Origin of the sequence: Fuscovulum ytuae (assembly GCF_029953595.1) — a bacterium.
Taxonomy (GTDB): Bacteria; Pseudomonadota; Alphaproteobacteria; order Rhodobacterales; family Rhodobacteraceae; genus Paragemmobacter; species Paragemmobacter ytuae.
The window spans coordinates 568,242-588,066 of record NZ_CP124535.1; the positions used below are offsets into that span (position 1 = coordinate 568,242).

General features: G+C 62.2%; 18 protein-coding genes. 9 read left to right on the forward strand and 9 right to left on the reverse strand.

The window, feature by feature from the left end; translation table 11 throughout:
* Positions 1-9 precede the first annotated feature (9 nt).
* From QF092_RS02775 to QF092_RS02805, 7 genes are all read left to right on the forward strand, one after another.
* Complete coding sequence (locus QF092_RS02775) at positions 10-1,185, forward strand: M20 aminoacylase family protein (RefSeq protein WP_281467421.1); 1,176 nt, start codon at positions 10-12, stop codon at positions 1,183-1,185.
* Between the two features lie 405 nt (positions 1,186-1,590).
* Complete coding sequence (locus tag QF092_RS02780; protein ID WP_281467423.1) at positions 1,591-2,997, forward strand: aminotransferase; 1,407 nt, start codon at positions 1,591-1,593, stop codon at positions 2,995-2,997.
* 372 nt (positions 2,998-3,369) lie between these two features.
* Positions 3,370-4,338, forward strand: a complete 969-nt coding sequence (gene speB, locus QF092_RS02785; RefSeq protein WP_281467425.1) for an agmatinase — start codon at positions 3,370-3,372, stop codon at positions 4,336-4,338.
* Positions 4,339-4,380: 42 nt separating this feature from the next.
* The gene (locus QF092_RS02790) at positions 4,381-4,860 is read left to right on the forward strand and encodes a DUF1499 domain-containing protein (protein WP_281467427.1); all 480 of its coding nucleotides are present in this window, start codon (positions 4,381-4,383) and stop codon (positions 4,858-4,860) included.
* Positions 4,861-4,891: 31 nt separating this feature from the next.
* The gene (gene prfA / locus QF092_RS02795; protein WP_281467429.1) at positions 4,892-5,947 is read left to right on the forward strand and encodes a peptide chain release factor 1; all 1,056 of its coding nucleotides are present in this window, start codon (positions 4,892-4,894) and stop codon (positions 5,945-5,947) included.
* Between the two features lie 8 nt (positions 5,948-5,955).
* The gene (gene prmC / locus QF092_RS02800; protein ID WP_281467431.1) at positions 5,956-6,834 is read left to right on the forward strand and encodes a peptide chain release factor N(5)-glutamine methyltransferase; all 879 of its coding nucleotides are present in this window, start codon (positions 5,956-5,958) and stop codon (positions 6,832-6,834) included.
* 245 nt (positions 6,835-7,079) lie between these two features.
* Positions 7,080-7,973, forward strand: a complete 894-nt coding sequence (locus tag QF092_RS02805) for a DUF4167 domain-containing protein (RefSeq protein ID WP_281467434.1) — start codon at positions 7,080-7,082, stop codon at positions 7,971-7,973.
* A gap of 57 nt (positions 7,974-8,030) precedes the next feature.
* Here QF092_RS02805 and rsmA read toward each other — a convergent pair whose 3' ends face one another.
* From rsmA to lptF, 6 genes are all read right to left on the reverse strand, one after another.
* Entirely contained in the window at positions 8,031-8,870 is an 840-nt protein-coding gene (gene rsmA / locus QF092_RS02810) for a 16S rRNA (adenine(1518)-N(6)/adenine(1519)-N(6))-dimethyltransferase RsmA (RefSeq protein WP_281467436.1), read from the reverse strand.
* A 70-nt stretch (positions 8,871-8,940) separates the two neighbouring features.
* A complete protein-coding gene (gene pdxA / locus QF092_RS02815; protein ID WP_281467437.1) occupies positions 8,941-9,918 on the reverse strand; it encodes a 4-hydroxythreonine-4-phosphate dehydrogenase PdxA in 978 nt (325 codons plus the stop codon).
* Positions 9,915-11,204 (reverse strand): peptidylprolyl isomerase, encoded by a 1,290-nt coding sequence (locus tag QF092_RS02820; RefSeq protein WP_281467439.1) that lies wholly within the window; start codon positions 11,202-11,204, stop codon positions 9,915-9,917. The genes pdxA and QF092_RS02820 overlap by 4 nt, the downstream gene beginning before the upstream one ends.
* A gap of 32 nt (positions 11,205-11,236) precedes the next feature.
* Positions 11,237-13,393: an LPS-assembly protein LptD gene (locus QF092_RS02825; RefSeq protein ID WP_281467441.1), complete on the reverse strand. Its 2,157-nt coding sequence runs from the start codon at positions 13,391-13,393 to the stop codon at positions 11,237-11,239.
* A 6-nt stretch (positions 13,394-13,399) separates the two neighbouring features.
* Positions 13,400-14,497: an LPS export ABC transporter permease LptG gene (gene lptG / locus QF092_RS02830; protein WP_281467444.1), complete on the reverse strand. Its 1,098-nt coding sequence runs from the start codon at positions 14,495-14,497 to the stop codon at positions 13,400-13,402.
* On the reverse strand, positions 14,494-15,687 hold the full coding sequence (gene lptF / locus QF092_RS02835; RefSeq protein ID WP_281467446.1) for an LPS export ABC transporter permease LptF: 1,194 nt from the start codon (positions 15,685-15,687) through the stop codon (positions 14,494-14,496). Before lptF ends, lptG begins: the two co-directional genes overlap by 4 nt.
* A gap of 104 nt (positions 15,688-15,791) precedes the next feature.
* Between lptF and QF092_RS02840 the strand changes: the two genes are divergently transcribed.
* Both QF092_RS02840 and QF092_RS02845 read left to right on the forward strand, forming a co-directional pair.
* Positions 15,792-17,264 carry a leucyl aminopeptidase gene (locus QF092_RS02840; protein WP_281467448.1) on the forward strand — a complete coding sequence of 491 codons (1,473 nt, stop codon included), beginning with the start codon at positions 15,792-15,794 and terminating at the stop codon, positions 17,262-17,264.
* 7 nt (positions 17,265-17,271) lie between these two features.
* Positions 17,272-17,730: a DNA polymerase III subunit chi gene (locus QF092_RS02845; protein WP_281467450.1), complete on the forward strand. Its 459-nt coding sequence runs from the start codon at positions 17,272-17,274 to the stop codon at positions 17,728-17,730.
* Between the two features lie 4 nt (positions 17,731-17,734).
* Here QF092_RS02845 and QF092_RS02850 read toward each other — a convergent pair whose 3' ends face one another.
* The 3 genes from QF092_RS02850 to QF092_RS02860 all read right to left on the reverse strand — a co-directional run bounded on the left by QF092_RS02850 (position 17,735) and on the right by QF092_RS02860 (position 19,725).
* Positions 17,735-18,310, reverse strand: coding sequence for a retropepsin-like aspartic protease family protein (locus QF092_RS02850; protein ID WP_281467452.1), 576 nt, complete (start codon positions 18,308-18,310; stop codon positions 17,735-17,737).
* Positions 18,311-18,366: 56 nt separating this feature from the next.
* Complete coding sequence (locus QF092_RS02855; protein WP_281467454.1) at positions 18,367-18,984, reverse strand: MarC family protein; 618 nt, start codon at positions 18,982-18,984, stop codon at positions 18,367-18,369.
* A 75-nt stretch (positions 18,985-19,059) separates the two neighbouring features.
* The gene (locus QF092_RS02860) at positions 19,060-19,725 is read right to left on the reverse strand and encodes a PAS domain-containing protein (RefSeq protein ID WP_281467455.1); all 666 of its coding nucleotides are present in this window, start codon (positions 19,723-19,725) and stop codon (positions 19,060-19,062) included.
* Between the last annotated feature and the right edge of the window lie 100 nt (positions 19,726-19,825).

Genomic DNA, 19,825 nt, shown 5'->3' on the forward strand with positions numbered 1-19,825 from the left:
GAAACCGCAATGCCCGTCCTGAACCGTATCGCCGCTTATGCCGAAGAAATGAAGGCCTGGCGTCGTCATCTGCACGCCCATCCCGAACTTGGCTTTGATTGTCACGACACGGCGGCCTTCATCGTGGACCGCCTTCGCGAGATGGGGGTGGATGAGATCCATACCGGAATCGCCAAGACCGGGATCGTGGCGATCCTGAAAGGGCAGGGCGCTGAGGCCGGGGATGCCCCGACCATCGGCCTGCGCGCCGATATGGATGCGCTGCCGATCGAGGAACAGACCGGGGCCGAACATGCGTCGACCATCCCCGGCAAGATGCATGCCTGCGGCCATGATGGCCATGTCACCATGCTTTTGGGCGCGGCGAAGTATCTGGCCGAGACTCGCCGCTTTTCGGGCCGTGTGGCGCTTTTGTTCCAGCCCGCAGAAGAGGATGGTGGCGGCGGCGAAGTGATGGTGAAGGAAGGTGTGATGGACCGGTTCGGGATCGGGTCGGTCTATGGCATCCACAATGCGCCCAACGTGGAATTCGGCCATTTCCACACCAATCCCGGCGCCTTGATGGCGTCGGTCGATACGGCCTTCGTGCATATCACCGGCAAGGGTGGCCATGGCGCGACCCCGCATGAATGCATCGATCCAGTGGTGGCCGTGGTGGGCATGGTCGGGGCGATCCAGACGATCATCCCGCGCAACGTCTATGCGCTGGACGAGGCGGTGATTTCCGTCACCCAGATCCATGCCGGGACCGCGTCGAACATCATCCCCGAAGAGGCGACGTTCTGCGCCACGATCCGCTGTTTCAATCCCGAAGTGCGCGCACTGCTCAAGCGCCGCATCCATGAGATCATCGAAGGCCATGCGCTGGCTTATAACGTGACGGCGCGGATCGAATATGACTGGGGCTATCCGGCAACGATTAATGAGGCCGCCTCTGCCGCTTTCGCTGCCGAAGTGGCGCGCGAGGTGTCGGGCGAGACGGCTGTGAATGACACCGCCAACCGCGAGATGGGGTCGGAAGATTTCTCTTACATGCTTGAGGCGCGACCGGGGGCCTATCTCTTCCTTGGCACCGGGCCGGGCGCGGGGCTGCATCATCCGGCCTATGACTTCAACGACGAGGCGGCCCCGATCGGTGCCAGTTTCTTCGCCCGCCTTGTGGAGCGCGCCCAACCTGTGGCCTGATCCAGCGGAGCGGCATGCGCCGCAAGCCTTTTGGCGTCGTCGTCGCGTGCCGCGCCTCCTCCGGGGTTAGGGGGCCTTCTGCCCCCTCTTGGCCATTCGGCCAATTCACCCCCGAGAGTATTTTTTGCCAAGATGAAGGGGAAAGGGCAGGCTGTTAAGGTTAACACGCTGCTTTTTCTGCATTTTCGGTCTTCAAGTGTCCTTAAGGGACGCAATGGCACGCCACAGGCTGGACAAGAGGCGAGGGAACGGCCCCTGACCCCGGATGGAGGCGCGGCACGCGGCCCCCGACGCCAAAGGGCATGCGGCGCAGGCCGCGCCTTCTGATGTGTGGCCTCTGCTCTGGCGCGCAATCTGCCGTTTTGTTATACTAACGTGTAATAACTCAACGCATGGATGGTCTTCATGTCCCCGCTTGCCGCGCTTAATTCCCCGTCGCCCGCCGATCTGTGGGAGATGGATCACAGCCACCACCTGCATCCTTGGACCAATTTCGGCAGCTTTCAGAAGGAAGGCTCTCTCGTCATCACGCGGGGCGAGGGGTGCTGGCTCTGGGATGCGGATGGCAAGCGCTATCTTGATTCGGTGGGCGGGCTGTGGTGCACGAATATCGGGCTTGGGCGGCGCGAGATGGCGCAAGCCATCGCCGATCAGGCCGAGCGTTTGGCCTTTTCCAATACCTTTGTTGACATGGCGAATGACCCTTCCGCCCGGTTGGCCGCAAAGATTGCGGACCTTGCCCCCGCCGATCTGAACCGCGTCATGTTCACAACGGGCGGGTCCACGGCGGTGGATACGGCCGTGCGGATGGTGGCCTATGTGCAATCCTGCCTTGGTTTTCCCGAAAAGACCGGGATCGTGGCGCGGGATCATTCCTATCACGGCTCCACCTACTTGTCGCAAAGCGTGGGCAAACGTCCGGGCGACCGGGTGCCGGAGTTCCGTTATAAGGAGGATGGCATCTGGCATCTGACCCCGCCCAATCCCTATCGCCGCCCCGCCGGCATGACCGAGGCGGAATTCTGCGACATGCTGGTGGCGGAGTTTGAAGAACTGATCGCCCGTGTCGGTGCGGACCGGCTTGGCGCCTTCATCGCGGAACCGATTCAGGCCTCGGGTGGCGTCATCGTCCCGCCCGAGGGCTATCTGCGCCGGATGTGGGAGGTTTGCCAGCGGCACGGCCTTCTTTTCATCGCCGATGAGGTGGTCACCGCCTTTGGCCGTCTGGGCCACTGGTTCGCCTCTGAGGCCGAATTCAGCGTGGTGCCGGACATCATCACCACGGCCAAGGGGTTGACCTCTGGCTATGTGCCCTTGGGCGCGATGATCTTTTCCGATCGGTTGTGGGACATCATGGGCCAAGACCCTGACCGCTGGTTCACGGCAGGTTTCACCTATTCCGGCCATCCGGTCGCCTGCGCCGCGGGCTTGAAGAATATCGAGATCATGGAGCGCGAGGACCTTTTGGGCAATGCGTCGCGGATGGGCGCCCTGTTTCAATCCCGCCTCAAGGCCTTGGAGGATTTGCCGCTGGTCGGGCAGGTCCGGGGCAGGGGGCTGATGATCTGCTCTGAGAATGTGATGAACAAGACCACGAAGGAGCCGCTGCCCGACGGGGTGAACGAAAGCAAGCGCATCTCGAACGCGGCTGAGGCGATGGGTCTGATCGTGCGCCCGATGGCGCATCTGAATGTGATGTCGCCACCGCTGACCATTTCCGAGGATGAGGTGGAATTTATCGCCGTGACGCTGGAAAAGGCGATCCGTCAGGTGACGGATGAACTGGTGCGCGAAGGGTTCCGGCTGGGTTAAGCCACAAGGACAGCCGCCCCGGGCCTGACCCGGGGCCTCCCTCCCTTGCGCGACCTCTGATTGGGCGGAAGACCAAGGGTCAGGTCCGGGAAAGGCCCTCCTTGCGCCTGATTCGTTCTGCTTGGTTAATGGGGGGTTACCCCGCAGGCAGTGCGCGCTCTGTGGCCACAGTTTGCGGCACAAAACTCGGCACAAAACAGGGCACAAGCAATGTCGGGGTATTTCTTGAGATATCAGGGATTTAACCCGCCGCGCGCCGCTGATTTGCACGCCGCTTCTTGACACAATGTTTCGGCATGGCACGATGGCGCCACCCGATCCGCGCGTCTCGGCTTTCAAACGACTGCGCCGTTGTTCAGGGGCTATCCCAACATGTCACTTTTGGAAGACGCAAAGTCTGACATCGATACCGCTTTCACCCGCAAGGGCCTGCGCGGCCATTCCTTTGAGAATGCCTTTGCAGGTGCCGCTTCCTTCCTGCGGCGGACCTATACCAAGGACCTTGCCGGGGTCGATCTGGCCATCACCGGCGTTTGCTTCGATCAGGCGACCAGCCACCGTGCCGGCACCCGCTTTGGCCCGCGCGCGATCCGCGAGGCATCCAGCCTTATCGCCTATGATCCCCCCTTCGGATGGGGCACCGACCCGTTGGAGGATATGTCGGTGGTGGATTACGGCGATCTGGCCTTCGACTACGCCCATACGCCCAGCTTTCCGGGTGCCCTGACCGATCATATCGCCACGATCCTTGCGGCCGGGGCGGGGGCGATCACGCTGGGCGGCGATCACTACATCACCTATCCGATCCTGCGCGCCTATGCGCAGAAATTCGGCCCGCTTGGCGTGATCCATTTCGATGCGCATTCCGACCTCTGGCCGGATGACAATCCTGAACGGATCGACCATGGCACCATGCTTTACAAGGCGGTGCGCGAAGGGTTCGTGGACCCCAAACGCTCTCTTCAGATCGGGATCAGGACAACGACGGAGGACTATCTTGGCGTCAATGTCCTGACCGCACGGGAATTGCATGAAAAGGGCGTGGCCCATGCCGTGGCGCTGGCGAAAGAGATCGTGGGGGACAAGCCCGCCTATGTGACTTTTGATATCGACGCGCTGGACCCGGCCTATGCGCCGGGGACGGGGACGCCCGTTTGGGGTGGCCTGCATTCCTGGCAGGTGGCGGCGATTCTGCGTGATCTGGCGGGGATCAACATGGTCGGTGGTGATGTGGTTGAGGTGTCGCCCCCTTATGACACAACCGGGGCCACGGCGATTGCCGGGGCGCATGTGGCCTATGATCTGATCTGCCTCTACCATTGGGCGAGGACTCGGCGCTAAAAGGCGGAAGTTCATAGGAAAAGGCGATTCGGAGTGGGCAGGATGGGCATGATCGCAGGGCTATTGGCCCTGATCGTTCTGGGCTTTGGCCTTTATGTCCGCTTTGCCCCGTCCGAGGCGGCGCGTTGGCATCAGCCCTTGCCGACCGATGCGGTCGCCCTGGAGGATTGTCTTATGTCGATCCAGCAGGGGCGCGGGGATGCCCGCGCCGCTTGTCTTGTGCCGGGTGAGACGACGGAGGTCCTGATGGCGCTGGATACCATCGCGGTGACCTCACCACGCACGAAACGGCTGGCAGGGTCTTGGGCCGATGGGCGGATCACGTGGATCACCCGTTCGGCGCTCTGGGGCTTTCCCGATTACACCACCGCGCAGGTCACGGCCGGCCCGGATGGCAAAACGCGGCTGGATATCCATGCGCGCCTGCGCTTTGGCGAAAGCGATTTGGGCGTGAACGCCGCGCGGCTTGTCAATTGGCTGACCCGCCTGAAGGCAGACCTGCCCGCGGCTGCGAATCCTTGACCCTTGACCGCGAAGCGGCCAAACCCCGCCCATGGTTCCATTCGACAAACTCGCCCAGATCACGCAGCGCTTCGAATATCTCGAAGCGCGCTTGAACGCGGGTGCAAGCCCGGCAGAGATTGCGAAAATCTCGCGCGAATACAGCGATCTGCGGCCTGTGGCCGACCAGATCGCTGCCTATCGCCGCGCGCTTGATGATCTGGCCGAGGCAGAGGCGATGCTGTCCGATCCCGAAATGCGCAGCCTTGCCGAGGATGAACTTCCCCGCCTGCGCGCTCTGATCCCCGAAATGGAACAGGCGCTGCGGATCGCGCTTTTGCCCAAGGATGCCGCCGATGCCCGGCCCGCCATCCTTGAAATCCGTCCCGGCACCGGGGGCGAAGAGGCCGCCCTTTTCGCGGGCGATCTGTTGCGGATGTATCAGCGCTATGCCGAACGGCAGGGCTGGCGGTTCGACATCCTTGAACAGCAGCTGTCCGATCTGGGCGGGATCAAGGAACTGACCGCCCATATCCAAGGCGAGGGTGTCTTTGCCAAGCTGAAGTTCGAATCCGGCGTCCATCGCGTGCAGCGCGTGCCGGAAACCGAAGCGGGGGGGCGCATCCATACCTCTGCTGCCACGGTGGCCGTTCTGCCCGAGGCGGAAGAGGTGGATATCGACATCCCCGCCGCCGATATCCGCATCGATACGATGCGGTCCTCTGGGGCAGGGGGGCAGCATGTGAACACCACCGACTCGGCGGTGCGCATCACCCATATCCCGACGGGCATCGTGGTGACCTCATCGGAAAAGTCCCAGCATCAGAACCGCGCCATCGCCATGCAGGTGCTGCGCGCACGGCTTTATGAGATGGAGCGGGAACGTCAGGCGCAAGATCGCGCCGCAGACCGCAAGGCGCAGGTGGGATCAGGCGATCGGTCGGAACGCATCCGCACCTATAATTTCCCTCAAGGCCGGATGACCGACCATCGCATCAACCTGACGCTTTATGCCCTGCCACAGATCATGGGCGGCGATCTGGATGCTGTGGTGGATGCGCTGGTTGCCCATGATCAGGCCGAAAAGCTGGCCGAGATGGAAGGATGATGGGGCCCGTGACAGGGCCCGTGACAGGGCCTGTAACAGGGGCCGATGCGCTGCGCGCCGCCATTCCCCGCCTTGTGGCCGCAGGCATTCCCGATGCCCCCCGCGATGCGCGTGTCCTTTTGGCCCATGCCGCAGGGATTGCCGCCGATCGGCTCACGTTGCATCTGCATGACCCGCTGCCGCCCGACGCCCTTGCCGCCTTCGATGCCGCCATCGCCCGCCGCGCCGCCCGCGAACCCATCAGCCATATCACAGGCCTGCGCCTTTTCTGGGGGCGCAGCTTTCGCGTGACGCCCGACACGCTCGACCCCCGGCCAGAGACGGAAATCCTTGTCGAGGCGGCGTTGTCGGAACCCTTTCTCAAGGTTCTCGACCTTGGCACGGGGACGGGCTGCATCCTTTTGTCCTGCCTTGCGGGCATGCCCATGGCGCGGGGGATCGGCACGGATATCCATCCCGCCACCCTTGCCGTGGCCAAAGAAAACGCGCGCAACCATGGCCTTCAGGGGCGGGCCGGATTTCTGCATTCCGATTGGTTCGCAGCGGTGCCCGGCCGGTTCGATCTGATCCTGTCGAACCCCCCCTATATCGCCGAGGATGAAATGGCCGCGCTTTCGCCCGAAGTGCTGCATGAACCGCGCCGGGCACTGACGCCGGGGGGGGATGGGCTTGATGCCTATCGCGTGATCGCGCGTGGGGCACCGGCGCGCCTGATGCCGGGGGGGCGGCTGATGGTCGAGATCGGTCCGACCCAAGGCGCTGCTGTGGCATCCCTCTTTGCCGCCCAAGGGCTGCAGGATATCGCTATTCTGCCAGACCTTGATGGCCGCGACCGGGTGGTGCAGGCTCGCAAAGCCAGCGATGACACGGGCTGCGGCACGGCCTGATCTGCGGGAAATCGGCCACATTCGTGCCTTTGCTGCCGCAGAATCCAGCCCGGACCACCGTTCGCTGCGAGAATCAGCTTGTCATGCCGGCGATGAAGTGGTTAGTCGGCATAGGTGATGGGGCTGGGCGTATGCTCCCCCACGCTGGAACTGCCAGACAGCTTGAACGTCTTCCGGTCCCTAAAAGGACCACGCGACTTGAAGACGCTTCGCAGAAAGCCAGGTCATCTGGACCAAAGGACAAGATGAGATCTTCCAAGTCCCGCTCGCGCAACAAGGCGAACCGCCCGCGCACCCTCGGCAATATCATCAACCGCGTGTTCGATAGCTCCGGACCCGAAGGCAAGGTGCGCGGCACGCCGCAGCAGATCATCGAGAAGTATCAGCTTCTCGCCCGGGATGCGCAGCTGTCGAATGACCGTGTCGCCGCCGAGAACTTCCTTCAGCACGCCGAACATTACACCCGCATGTTGGGCGAGGCGCAGCGCGAAATGGCCGCCGAACAGGAAGAACGGCAGCGTCAGCAGCAGCAGAATGGAAACAACGGAAACAACGGAAATAACGGCAATCGCGATGGGTTCCGGGATCGGGATCGGGATCGCGAACCGTGGCGCGACCGTCAGGATCGCGGCGATTACCGCGACAACCGTGAAGATCGCTCCGAAGACAGCAGCGGTGGGGCTGAGGTGATCGAACTGGGCGAAGGCGACACCCAATTGATCGAAACCCCCGAAGCGCGGCCTTTCCAATCGCGCCGCGAGGATCGTGGTGATCGCCAGAACGACCGCCAGAATGAACGGCAGGGCGGCGGTGATCGTCAGAACGACCGGCGCAGCGAACAGCAAGGTGGCGAACGGCGGGAATTCCGCCGGGATCGTGACCGGGATCGGGATCGCAATCGGGATCGCGACCGTGATCGGGATCGCGAGGCACGTTCCGAACAACCCGCAGCGGAACCTGCCAAGCCCGAAGTGGTGACTGTGGCCATCGAGACGCCGGCACCTGCACCCGCCAAAGCGGAAGAGGCGCCTGTGTCCTCCCCCGCCGCGACCGAGGCCCCCAAGAAACCGCGCGCCCCACGTAAGCCCAAGGCCGAAAAGACGCCCACGGATGGTGGCCCCGCAGAAGCCGCGGAATAATCGGTTAACGGTTCGTTAACGGAAAATGTCGCGCGGCCGGGTCTGCCCCGGCCCCGCCTATCCTGCGATGAGGCGGGCCAGCGCGCAAAAGCCTTCCAGCGAAATCTCTTCCGCCCGCGCCGTGGGCGCGATGCCCGCCGCGACCAGCCGTTCTTCGATATCCGGCCCCAACCCCTTGAGCGAGGACCGCAGCATCTTGCGCCGCTGGTTGAAGGCCATTGCCGTGATCCGCTGCAATACGGCCCCATCGGCGGGGTAGCGTGGCTCTGCCAGTCGTGTGATATGCACAACCGAAGAATGTACCTTTGGCGCTGGGGTAAAGGCTTCGGGCGGCAGATGCATGACAATCTTCGCCTCGGCCCGCCATTGCACAAACAGCGCCAGCCGCCCGTAATGATCGCTCCGGGGCTTGGCAACGATCCGCTCTGCCACTTCTTTCTGGAACATAAGCGTGAGGCTTTCCCAAAACGGGGGCCAGCGATCCGGCGTCAGCCAGCGGATCAGAAGTTCTGTCCCCACATTATAGGGCAGGTTGGCCACGACCCGCACCGGCGGTGTCAAGTGGGCCAGAACATCCACCTCAAGCGCGTCGCCATTGATGACCTGCAACCGCCCCGGATAGGCCTTTGCCACCTCCTCCAGCGCGGGCAGGCAGCGGGCGTCCTTCTCTACCGCCAGCACCCGCCGCGCCCCTTCGGCCAGAAGGCCGCGCGTCAACCCGCCTGGGCCGGGGCCCACCTCCAGAACGTCGCAGGCAGACAGGTCCCCCGCCTGCCGCGCGATCTTGGCCGTCAGGTTCAAATCCAGCAGGAAATTCTGACCCAACTGCTTTTTCGCCACCAGATCATGCGCCCGGATCACCTCGCGCAGCGGCGGCAGCCCGTCGATCATTCCCATCCTTGTCCCTGCCCCTTCATCTTGGCCCAAATACTCCGGGGGTCCGGGGGCTGGCCCCCGGTCCGGCACATCAAGCCCCGCGCGACGCCGCCATGTCTTGCGCCATCCGCAGGGCCGCGACAAGGCTGGACGGATTGGCGATGCCCTGTCCGGCAATGTCAAAGGCCGTGCCATGATCGGGCGAGGTGCGGATGAAGGGCAGGCCCAGCGTCACATTCACCCCACCGTCGAAATCCACCGTCTTGATCGGGATCAGCGCCTGATCGTGATACATGCAAACCGCCACATCATAGCGCGCCCGTGCCGCCCTGTGGAACATCGTGTCGGGCGGCATGGGGCCAGAAATTGCCATCCCTTCCGCCGCCAACCGGGCGATCAGGGGGGCGATCCATGCGCCTTCCTCGGCCCCCATCACCCCGCCTTCACCCGCATGCGGGTTCAATCCTGCCACCGCGATCCGGGGTCGCGCAATGCCGCAGTCGCGGATAAGCCCGGCTTCGGTGATCCGGATCGTTTCTTCCAGCAGGGCAGGGGTCAGAGTGCGCGGCACCTCGGACAGCGGGATATGGATCGTGGTCGGCACGACCCGCAATTCCGGGCAGGCGAGCATCATGACCACCCGATCCACCCCTGCCAGATGAGCCAGAAATTCCGTATGCCCCGGAAAGGCGAAACCCGCACCGTCCTTTAGCACCTTTTTCGAAATGGGAAGGGTGCAAAGCGCCGATGCTTCCCCCGCCTGAACCAGGGCCACCGCGCGTTCCAGAACGGCGATAACGGCGGCCGCGTTGCGCAGATCGGGCTGTCCAGGTGGGGCAGCGTGGGGGAAGGGATGGGCCAGAACTGGCAGCACATCCATCGCCACCGCCTGCGCCTCTGCAGGGGCCGCGATCACCGCATAGGGTGTGCCGGGGGGCAGATGCGCAGGGTCCCCGATCCAGAAGAAGGGCACCGCAGCCCCGAGCGCCTGACGGGCCAACCAAGCCAATTCCGTGCCGATGCCGGAAGGATCGCCACAGCTTAGCGCGATGGGCAGGGTGACGGTCACCGTTCCTCGATAATGGCTTCCGAGCGCAGCTCTTCCATATAGGCCTCGGCCAATGCGGTCAGCTGCGCGTTGCCCAGTCGGTTGCGCAGCGCTTCACGGTCGACAAGAGGGGCATCCTCGGCCGCTTCTCCCTCTTCGGTCGTGACGGGGATTTCCGCCGCCGCCGCAGGGTCCGCCTCAGGCACGCCTGTCCGCAGGCAAAGCATCAGAAGTTCAGTGTAACCGTTGCGCGGGCGCAGGACGGATTCACCGGGATCAAGCTTGGCCAGTTCCAGCCCGATATCCTGCGGCACGGCGCCCATCATCTGGGTCGTTACGCGCAACTGATCGGCAGGCAGCTTGCGCGCCAAGGGATAAAGATCATCGCATCCATCGCCCTGCGCCTGAATGGCTGCGGCATCCATGCCCGGGGGAATGGCGAATTGGGCATATTCCACTTCGACCTGTGCGGGCATTCGGGCCTCGATATCGCTGATCCCGTTCAACTGGAACAGGACAACGGCCTGCGGCACGACGATGGGATCCGACACCTCGCCCGGCGACAACGTTAGCACCTCGCCCGCGATGGCCGGAGGCAGGTTGGTCAGTTCCATCCAGTCCAGACGCCCGCCGCGCGCAGCGGAAGGCGCTGCCGAAAACTGGCGCGCCGCCGAAGCAAAGGCCGCCCCGGCCGACCCCGCCTTGATACTGCGGGCCTGATCCAGAACCGGCGTGACATCTTCTCCCTGCACCGGAATGATAAGTTCCGACAGAAGAACGCGGACCTGCTGCGTCTTGGCGTTCTCGGCAAGGGCGCGGTCGATCTGTGTTTCCGAGATGCGGATCTGCGCCCCAAATTTCGCCCGCACCACTTCGCGCCACAGAATGCCATTTGCCACGAAATCGCGGAAGGTTTCCGGGGCGACGCCTTCATCGGCCAATGCGGCGGTGAACTGTTCGGCGGTCAGGTTCGCGCGCGACGCAAACTCTGTCAGCCCTTCGGTCACCTGTTCTGCCGTCACGGAAATCCCGGCATCCTTGGCGGCCTGCGCGGCAAGACGGTCGCGCAACAGGGCGGTGATGGCTTCTTTCTCGGGATCGCCCGGCGCGCGCAGGGCGCGCAGGAAGAGCATGCGCTGCTCGACCTCGAAATTCGTGATGGTCTGGCCGTTGATTACCATGCGGGGGGCGAACAAGCCGCCATCCTGCGCCATGACGGGCGTCGTGATGGCTCCACCCCAGAGAATAAGGCCGATCGCACCCGTCCGAAGGGTCGCAGCCGTCCTGTTCCGCAAAGCTTTCGTCATATTTTTCTTTTCCTGTTGTCCTGCCCGTCGCATCATCGCCGACACTGCCGCGCGGCGCCGCTGCTTCCGGCGCCAAAGCCGATCAGGCCGAAGGACACGTCAATCGTCGTGCTGGGCTGAAGATTAGTCGAGGTTGTCAGACGACGCGAGAGCGAAAGATCGAAGCTCGCACACTCGTTTCTATAGGTTAGACCCATATCGACACGGCTATAGCCATCGTCCACGAAATCATAGCGACCAGAGGCCGTGCCACTCCATTGCGGGGTGAATTTATAGCTGCCTGACAGCACGATATCCGACACGCGATCGACCCGCGCTTCGACCGGATCAGCAATGGAGTTGATATAGCCAGCGCTGATCGAATAGCGGCTTTTGCTGAGAGAGGCATGAATCTCGCCGCGCGTCACGTCGAGGGAGGATGAGGTAATCACCCGGCCCGCGACTTGCAGACCGCCCGGCGAGTCAATCGTCGCCCCTATCATCCAGTCGGATGTGGTCCCGCTTAGCCCAGACGCGGCCCCAAAGGTGGCAACAGGTGTGTCGCGGAAGACCCGTCCGGCGGTTACGCCATAACTCCAGCCTTCTTCGGCGATCCGTGTCCATGACATGCCAAGGGCAAGCCGCGTGCCCGTTTCAACAGCGTCCGATCCCGGAAACCGGTTTAGAGAGAAAAGGTTGCTTGCGTCGAACTCGACAAGGCGGCTGTCTTCATTCGGGATCAATCGGCCCGAACTGTCTGACCAGACGATCTGGGCGATCGGTTCGATCACCTCTTGCGTTGTGGCCCCCGCCCGAACCCATGGCCAACGCAGTTCAACCGCCGCCGCACCGAAACTGCGGCTGGTTGACCCGCCATAGCGCGCATCGTCCTGCACCTGATAGGCGTCGATCCGCGCTTCGCCCAAGGCCGCCACCACTAGCCCGCCTGTCGTGATCCAGTCCCGCCGCCAGTCTGCCCCGACGGAAAGCCGCCCCAGATCCGCCCCTTCGGCCACATCGTCTGCGTCATCTGGTGAATCGGTCGTGACCGAGGATTGTCGGGTATGGGTATGTCCTGCGACCCGGAACATGCCTTCACCGCCCAAGGGGCCAAGGCTGAACCGACGCAGATAGGTGGCATCTGTCAGAAGGTAGGGTGTCGCTGAGCCAAGCTCGCCCGCCCGCAAGGACTGAAAATTGATCAAGCGCCCGGCGAAATAGGTTTCGCGCGTGACCTTGTCGAGTTGCAGCGTATTGGTCAGCCGGTCTGCGCTGCTGATGTTGTAATCGGCAAGATAGGCATCATCGCTGACGGTTTCGGCGTGGAAGGACAAGCGATAGCCATTCGATAGCATGAAGGTGCCATCTGCCATGGCATAGCCGCGCGTCTGACCGGGTTGCAGGTCATCGCGGCTGATCGCGCCTTGAAGTGTGATGGCGCCGTTGTCGTAAGCCTGCCGATAACGCAGGCCAAGAGTTAAGGCACCGGTCGTCGTCAGAGTCGGCGAAAAGGTCAGATCGCGCGATGGTCCAAGGGTGACGAAATAGGGGAAGGTCAGTCCTGTCCCAAGGTCGGTTCGAATGACCAGCGTGGGTTGCAAAAAGCCCGTGCTGCGCTCCAAGGATGGATCGGGCATCCGTAGGCGAGGCAAATAGAAGACGGGTAACCCACCCACACGCACCTGCGCATGGTCGAAATAAATCTGCTTTTCTTGGGTGTCATGCAGAACCCGGCGGGCACGGATTTCCCACAAGGGCGCGCTGTCGGCGTCGCAGATGCGGCAGCTTGAGGCCACCGTATTGTCCAACTGCATGTAGCGCCCGTCGCTGCGGCGCAGTTCGGCGGCCGATATCTGAAGCTGTTCCTGCAAAACGATCCGAGCGCTGTGCATCAGGCCTTCGGTCAAATCCGAGGCCAGATCGGCTTGGGCGGCCACGATCACGGTCGATCCTGTTTCGTCAATCAGTCGGATGGGGCCGTCGATGCGCAACCGATCCGTCGCCTGATCATAGACGATCCGGCTCGCCGTCATGCGGCGGCCTTGGTGGAACACTTCAACCGACCCATCGGCGATGAGCGTATTGTCCCCGGCAATCTCTAGGCTGTCTGCAATAAGCGTGGCCGCTTCTTGCGCCAAAACCAGAGAGGTCGGCGTAGGCGCGACGGCGAAAGTCGCGCAAAGGAAGAAAGCGATCAGATGCTGACGCATGGGTGCTCAGCCATCCTCGACATGTAACAAAAGGCCCAACGCCATCATGAAGGCTGCAACGGGAGGAGTCCATGCCGCGAGTGCGACAGGGATCTCACCATTCGCGCCCAGAACCTGCGCGAAGTTGCGCAAAAAGAAGATCACGAAGCCGCTGAGAATTGCCAAAAGCACCAAAAGGCCCGTCCGGCCAAAGCGGGCAGGCCGCATGGTGAACCCGGCGGCAATCAAGACCATGGCGGCCAGCAAAAGAGGCTGGGCAAGCTCCATCTGGAACCAGACACGATGTGCCAGCGACGAAAAGCCTGCGCGATCAAGGCCTTCGATATAGGCAGGCAGGGCCCAGAAGGCGATTTCGGACGGTGTGCCGAAGCTGTCGCGGATGCCCTCTGCGGTCAGGTCGCTGTCAATTCGGGTGCCGTCGGGCAAGGCCTCGGCGGCGCTGGCCGGGTTGGCGGCTGACAGGGGCCAACGCATCGCACCGCCCAAGACCCATGCGCCCGGCTCCAATTGCGCATTGGCCGCCTCGATCCGCATGTCGGGCTGGCCGTCGCGGCCGTAGATCAGGAAGGTGACATCTGTCAGTTCGGTGCCAAAGGCATTGGCGCGGGCGGCCTGAATGACCGTCTGGCCCGATGCGCTGCCCTGACGCAACCAAAGCCCGGTTGATGAAATGGACAGGCGGCTGTCCCCGGTTCCTGTCAGTTGTGCCCGCGCGATTTCATAACGGTTGGTGGTGGCCGCAACGAGGGGATTGAAGACCGTCACCGCCACCATGCCACAGATCAGCGAAACAAGAAGCGGTGCCACCAGAAAGCGTAGGCCGGACCGTCCAGAGGCGCGGATGATCACCAACTCGCTTGTTCGCGCGAGGTTCATAAAAAGCGCAACTGACGCAAGGACCGTGATCAACGGCAGAATGCGATAAAGGCTTTCGGGGACGTTCAGCGCAGCAAGCCGCAAGGCCGAGGCGACGCCTGCATCGGGCCCTGTCAATTGGCGCAGTTGGTCGATCACGTCGATCAAGAGCATGACGCCAAAAAAGATCGCCAACACAACGAGGAAGGTCGCGAAAAAGCGCCTTGCAATGTAAAGGGCCAGGGTCATGTCGCGCGCCTCCGCCAGGGCGGGATGCTTTGCGAGAGATGCAGCATCGCGAAGGCGATGGCAAATCCAGCAAGCGGTGCCACATAAATGGCAGGCCAAGCCGACGCATTGCGGGCGGCCATTGATGCCCCGGTCGTGTTCAAAAGCTGTAGGAAGATTAGCACCAACACCGCGCCCAAAATCTGCCGTGTTAGTCCAAACCGGCTAAAGGCACCCAATTGCAGGGCCGCGAAGCCCACCATTGCCGCTGCTGCCGAAAGGAAGGGCTGGGCAAAGCGCGAATGCAGTTCCTGAAGCACGTATTCATAGCTGGTATTATAGGTGGCGGGCCAGGCAACCGGATCCGTCCTAATGATTTCCAGCGTGGTCGCGGTTTCCACGACGCGCATGGCGCCGCCCTGTTCTTCGATCAAGGACAACAGATCAAAGCTGTAATCGGCATAGCGCGTGACCGAAAGCCTCCCATCCGCCCGGGCAACCGATTGGATCATGCCGTCGAACATCAGAAGTACCGGCCCCGCATCCCCCGGTGCCAAAAGCGCACGAAGGGCTGTGTAGGTGTTACTAGACGCCACATCGCGGTCATCAAAAAGGAAGACGTTGCGCAATTGTCCGTCTTCCGAAATCTCACCAATAAACAGCGTGACGCCCGGCGAGGGATGCATGAATTCCCCCACTTTCAAATAGCGGGCAGTGACATCGTTTGAGACCTGTGCCTCACGCTCGCGCAAAAGGGCGTCGCTTCTGGGGACAAGAATATTCATCAGCAAAAGATGCAGCACCGTCACGGTCAGCCCAAAGACGAAGACTGGCCGTGCCAACCGAAAGGCGCTGCTGCCCGTTGCCTGCATGGTGACCAATTCGCTTTCGCGCATCATACGGTTCGTCACATAAACCGCCGCCGCAAAGGCGGCGATTGGCAGAACAAGGCGGATCACATTGGGCAGAGCGAGCAGCGAAAACTCGACAAAGACAAGGGTGGATTGCCCATCGCCGATGAGCCTGTCGAACAGGCTGACGGCGCGGTTGACCCAATATACAGATACCAGAACCAGCGCAAAAAAGCCGAAGACTGCCAGCAGCTGCGACAGCAGATATCGGTCAAATCTGGACAAGTTCGGAAGGTCCCACACAAAGCGTTGCGTTAGCCTATCGGAATTTGGCTGCGGGGAAAACTCATATCTGGTCATTCCGGACCCAAGCGGGTAGCGTTTTGCCGATCACGGTCGCCCCTCTGCCTGATTGCGCCCGCGGCGCAGGGTGTGGTGCCCTCCTCCCACCGCGAGAAAGAGCCATGACCCATCCTGTTCCGATCCACTTTCGTCCTGTCGACTTGGACCAGCTTCCCCATTTACCGGGGCGCATCGCCGTGCTGGCCGATACGGCGAAAAGCCTGTCTGCCGGTCTGCGGCGGCTGGATCGCCTGACCAAGGGGGCGATCCTGCGTTTTCTGAACAGCGAGGCGTTTGGGCGCTTGAAGCCGGGGGAGGCGGTCGAACTTGCATGGCCCGCCGGTCTTTTGGCCGAGGCGGTCCAGATCATCCGCCTGCCGCGTCGGGCAGATGTGGCGCAGGCGCGCAAGGCGGGCGGGGCGATCGGGCGGGCGCTGTCGCCCTCAGGGACGACCGTGCTTGTCGAAGGCCATGCCATGGCGGCCGAGATTGCCTTTGGAACGGCGATGCGGGCCTATGACTTTTCGGCCCATAAGACGGGGGAACGAAAGGAAGCCGGTCCGGTACAGTTCATGGCCGCCAATCCCGAAGCGCTTGCTGTCGCGGCGGCACCCGGGGCCGCTGTGGCCGAAGGGGTGTTTTTTACCCGCGATCTGGTGAACGAACCCGCAAACATCCTGACGACCTATGACTTTGCTGCACGCCTTGCCGCGATGCAGGAATTGGGTCTGGATGTGGAAATCCTTGAAGAAGAGCAGCTTGCCAAGATGGGCATGGGGGCGCTCTTGGGGGTGGGGCAGGGGTCGGAAAGCCCATCAAAGGTCGTGGTCATGCAATGGCACGGCGGCGAGAAGGGGGCAGCCCCCTTTGCGCTGATCGGCAAAGGCGTGGTCTTTGACACAGGCGGCATCTCGATCAAACCCGCGGCGGGCATGGAAGACATGACCATGGACATGGGCGGTGCGGGCGTTGTTGCGGGCGTGATGCGGACTTTGGCGTTGCGCAAGGCAAAGGCCAATGTCGTTGGTCTGGTTGGGCTGGTCGAGAACATGCCTGACGGGCGGGCGCAGCGTCCCGGCGATGTGGTGCGCACGATGAAGGGCGATACGGTCGAGGTGATCAATACCGATGCTGAAGGCCGCCTCGTGCTGGCCGATGTGCTGTGGTATGCGCAGGAGCGGTTCAAACCGGTGGGGATGATCAACCTAGCAACCCTGACAGGCGCGATCATCATCGCCTTGGGGCATGAAAATACTGGCGTGTTTTCCAATAATGACGATCTGTGCAACGCTTTCCTGAAGGCCGCAAAGGCGGAAGGCGAAGGGGCGTGGCGCATGCCGATGGGCGACGCCTATGATGCGAAACTGAAATCCCGCATTGCTGACATGATGAATGTGGGTGGGCGTGACGGCGGGGCGATCACGGCGGCGCAGTTCCTGCAGCGCTTTGTCAAACCTGAAACGCCTTGGTGCCATCTGGATATCGCGGGCACCGCCCTTTTGAAATCCGACAGCATGCTGGCGCCGAAAGGGGCCACGGGTTGGGGTGTGATGGCGCTGAACCGCCTGATCCGCGAGAAGTTCGAAGGCAAGTGAGGGTGCGATGGGCGTGGTGATGTTCTATCACCTCACGCGCTCTGCGCCGGAGGAGACGCTGTCAAGCTTGCTGCCCCGCGCCTTGGCGCAGGGCTGGCGGGTGATGGTGCGGGGCACGGACCGCGCAGCGCTTGAACGGCTGGACAAACGGCTTTGGGTCGATGAGGGCCAGCCCTTTCTTCCGCATGGGTTAGAGGGCGGTCGCCACGATGCCGATCAGCCTGTCCTTTTGGGACTGGGGCCCATCGCCAATGCGGCGCAGGGGTTGTTCTTGATCGATGGGGCCGAAACCACTGCGGATGAGGCGCGGGGGTTGGAACGGGTCTGGCTTTTGTTCGATGGGGCAGATGGCGCACAATTGTCCGCCGCGCGGGCGAAGTGGAAGGCACTGACCGATGCGGGGTTGCCCGCGCAATATTGGTCTGAAGAAAGCGGACGCTGGGAGAAGAAGGCCGAAAAGGGCTGACCAATTATCGGCGTAGGATCATTCGATCGCGGGCGATCTCCACCCGGTAGAGCGAGAGATAATCCATCCCCAGAAGGGATTGGTCCATCTCGCCCTGATTGACCCATGCAGGAAAGACCTGTTCCTGATAGGGACCAAGGACAACATCCTGCAACTCCACCCGCGCGGTGGCCACCATGCCATTGGCCGTCTGCGCCCGCCCGATATAGACCAGCGTTTCGGGATCAAGACCCAGCCTGCGCGCATCAGCAGCTGCCAGAACCATGTTTGTGGCCCCGGTATCCGCCATGAATTGTACGGGCGTCCCGCCAATGGTGAGTGTCAGATAATAATGGCCGTCCGGCGCGCGTGGGATTTCGATGATCCCTTCTTGCGAAATCATCTGGCGCGGTGCGATTTCGGTGCGCAGATCGTTCCACAGGCCATAACCCGCGATCACGCCGACAAAGATCAATCCCCATGCGGCAAAGCTGCGCAAGGCTTGACCCATCCGCTTGCGGTATTCGACCATGACATAGCCGCCCACCGCGACAAGCAGCAGCAGAAGGTAGAACAGGCGGGCAGTCGTATCACCATCCATTGGGCGCGGGTCTCCTTTCTTGCGGATATGGGGATGCGCGCGGGCGCCTGAAAGGGTCAGCCGATCAGGCCCGTGCCTCGCACACCGTCGATCACGAATTGAACTGACAGCGCGGCCAGCAGCATGCCCAGAAGGCGTGTGATGACGATCGTCCCGGTGCGACCAAGCAACCGTTCCAGCGGGGGCGAGGCCAGCAGAAAGAGAAAGGTCGCAATCAGCACAACGATCATCAAACCAAGAACGGCAAAGGTTCCTGGCCAGCCCGAGGATTCGCCGACCAAAAGGATCATGGTCGCAATGGCCCCCGGACCCGCGATCAGCGGCGTGGCCAAAGGAAAGACCGAAGGGTCATGGTCATGGTCGGCCTTTTGCCCTTCGCGCCGTTGCGTCCGACGTTCAAACAGCATGTCGAGTGCGGTCAGGAACAAGAGGATGCCGCCTGCGATACGGAAGGCGGGCATCGAGATGCCGATGAAGCCAAGGATTGATTCCCCTGCCAGCCCGAAAAGCAAAAGGAGAAAACCCGCGATCAGGCAGGCGCGCAGTGCCAGACGACGGCGGCGTTCGGCATCCATCCCTTGGGTCAAGGCGATGAACAAGGGCACAAGGCCGGGCGGATCAATCACCACGAAAAGCGTGGCGAAGGCCGTAATCAGGAAAGCGGTTTCGGGCAAAATCCGGCCTTTGGCTGTTTGCCAAAGCTTAGTCCGTTGGGCGCGGCCTGCGCAACCTTGTCGGGTCGCGCCGCCTTAGCCCGCGTTCCGCAAGAGTTTCTGCAATTCTTCGGTCAGGTCGGTGACGCTGCTTGCCCGCGTCGTCGTTTCATTGGCGATCCGTCCCACTTCACCCGCAACTACGGCAAAGCCTGCGCCGGCTTGACCGGCGCGCGCTGCCTCGATCCGGGCGTTGATGGCAAGGATGCGAAGTTCGCGAAGAACACTGAGGATCGGTTTGGTTTCTGAAACGAGATTGCGGCAGAATTCGGTGATCTGGCGGTTGCGCTGACCACGCTGCGCCTCTTCTTGTTTGCGGGTTTCGTGATCTAGGACGATCCCTTCGAGGAAGAGAAGCGCACCCGTCTTGTCAAAGACGCCGCCACCGACCTCATGCACCCAGCGGGTGCTACCGTCCGGGCGGACCAGACGGTAATCGACCGACCAGTTTTCCTGCCGTTCCAAAGCCGTATCGACAGCGGCGAAGACGGAATCGCGGTCGTCGGGGTGGGTGAGGCCTGCATAAGAGCGTTGTGGCACCTCGATGAAATCGGCGGTGGGGTAGCCGGTCAGTTCGGCCACCGCCCCTTCCATTAGGAGCATGGAATAATCCCGATCATTTCGGCAGCGATAGACAAAGCCATTGGTGCGCAGCAGGATGCTGCCAATGATTTCGCGCCCTTCAACGAATGCGCCGTCCATGCCGTCTCCCTGAACCTATCAAAACCATGCCGGTCAGGCCCCGTCGCGCCCCGGCAAACATCCTATACGGGCAAAGTTGATAAGCCTTTACCAGAGGGCG

What these genes read in the sequence shown, in the direction of transcription:
- QF092_RS02775 (WP_281467421.1), top strand. Translation starts at nt 10, where the DNA reads ATGCCCGTCCTGAACCGTATCGCCGCTTATGCCGAAGAAATGAAGGCC.
- QF092_RS02780 (WP_281467423.1), top strand. Translation starts at nt 1,591, where the DNA reads ATGTCCCCGCTTGCCGCGCTTAATTCCCCGTCGCCCGCCGATCTGTGG.
- speB (WP_281467425.1), top strand. Translation starts at nt 3,370, where the DNA reads ATGTCACTTTTGGAAGACGCAAAGTCTGACATCGATACCGCTTTCACC.
- QF092_RS02790 (WP_281467427.1), top strand. Translation starts at nt 4,381, where the DNA reads ATGGGCATGATCGCAGGGCTATTGGCCCTGATCGTTCTGGGCTTTGGC.
- prfA (WP_281467429.1), top strand. Translation starts at nt 4,892, where the DNA reads ATGGTTCCATTCGACAAACTCGCCCAGATCACGCAGCGCTTCGAATAT.
- QF092_RS02805 (WP_281467434.1), top strand. Translation starts at nt 7,080, where the DNA reads ATGAGATCTTCCAAGTCCCGCTCGCGCAACAAGGCGAACCGCCCGCGC.
- rsmA (WP_281467436.1), bottom strand. Translation starts at nt 8,870, where the DNA reads ATGGGAATGATCGACGGGCTGCCGCCGCTGCGCGAGGTGATCCGGGCG.
- QF092_RS02820 (WP_281467439.1), bottom strand. Translation starts at nt 11,204, where the DNA reads ATGACGAAAGCTTTGCGGAACAGGACGGCTGCGACCCTTCGGACGGGT.
- QF092_RS02825 (WP_281467441.1), bottom strand. Translation starts at nt 13,393, where the DNA reads ATGCGTCAGCATCTGATCGCTTTCTTCCTTTGCGCGACTTTCGCCGTC.
- lptG (WP_281467444.1), bottom strand. Translation starts at nt 14,497, where the DNA reads ATGACCCTGGCCCTTTACATTGCAAGGCGCTTTTTCGCGACCTTCCTC.
- lptF (WP_281467446.1), bottom strand. Translation starts at nt 15,687, where the DNA reads ATGACCAGATATGAGTTTTCCCCGCAGCCAAATTCCGATAGGCTAACG.
- QF092_RS02840 (WP_281467448.1), top strand. Translation starts at nt 15,792, where the DNA reads ATGACCCATCCTGTTCCGATCCACTTTCGTCCTGTCGACTTGGACCAG.
- QF092_RS02845 (WP_281467450.1), top strand. Translation starts at nt 17,272, where the DNA reads ATGGGCGTGGTGATGTTCTATCACCTCACGCGCTCTGCGCCGGAGGAG.
- QF092_RS02850 (WP_281467452.1), bottom strand. Translation starts at nt 18,310, where the DNA reads ATGGATGGTGATACGACTGCCCGCCTGTTCTACCTTCTGCTGCTGCTT.
- QF092_RS02860 (WP_281467455.1), bottom strand. Translation starts at nt 19,725, where the DNA reads ATGGACGGCGCATTCGTTGAAGGGCGCGAAATCATTGGCAGCATCCTG.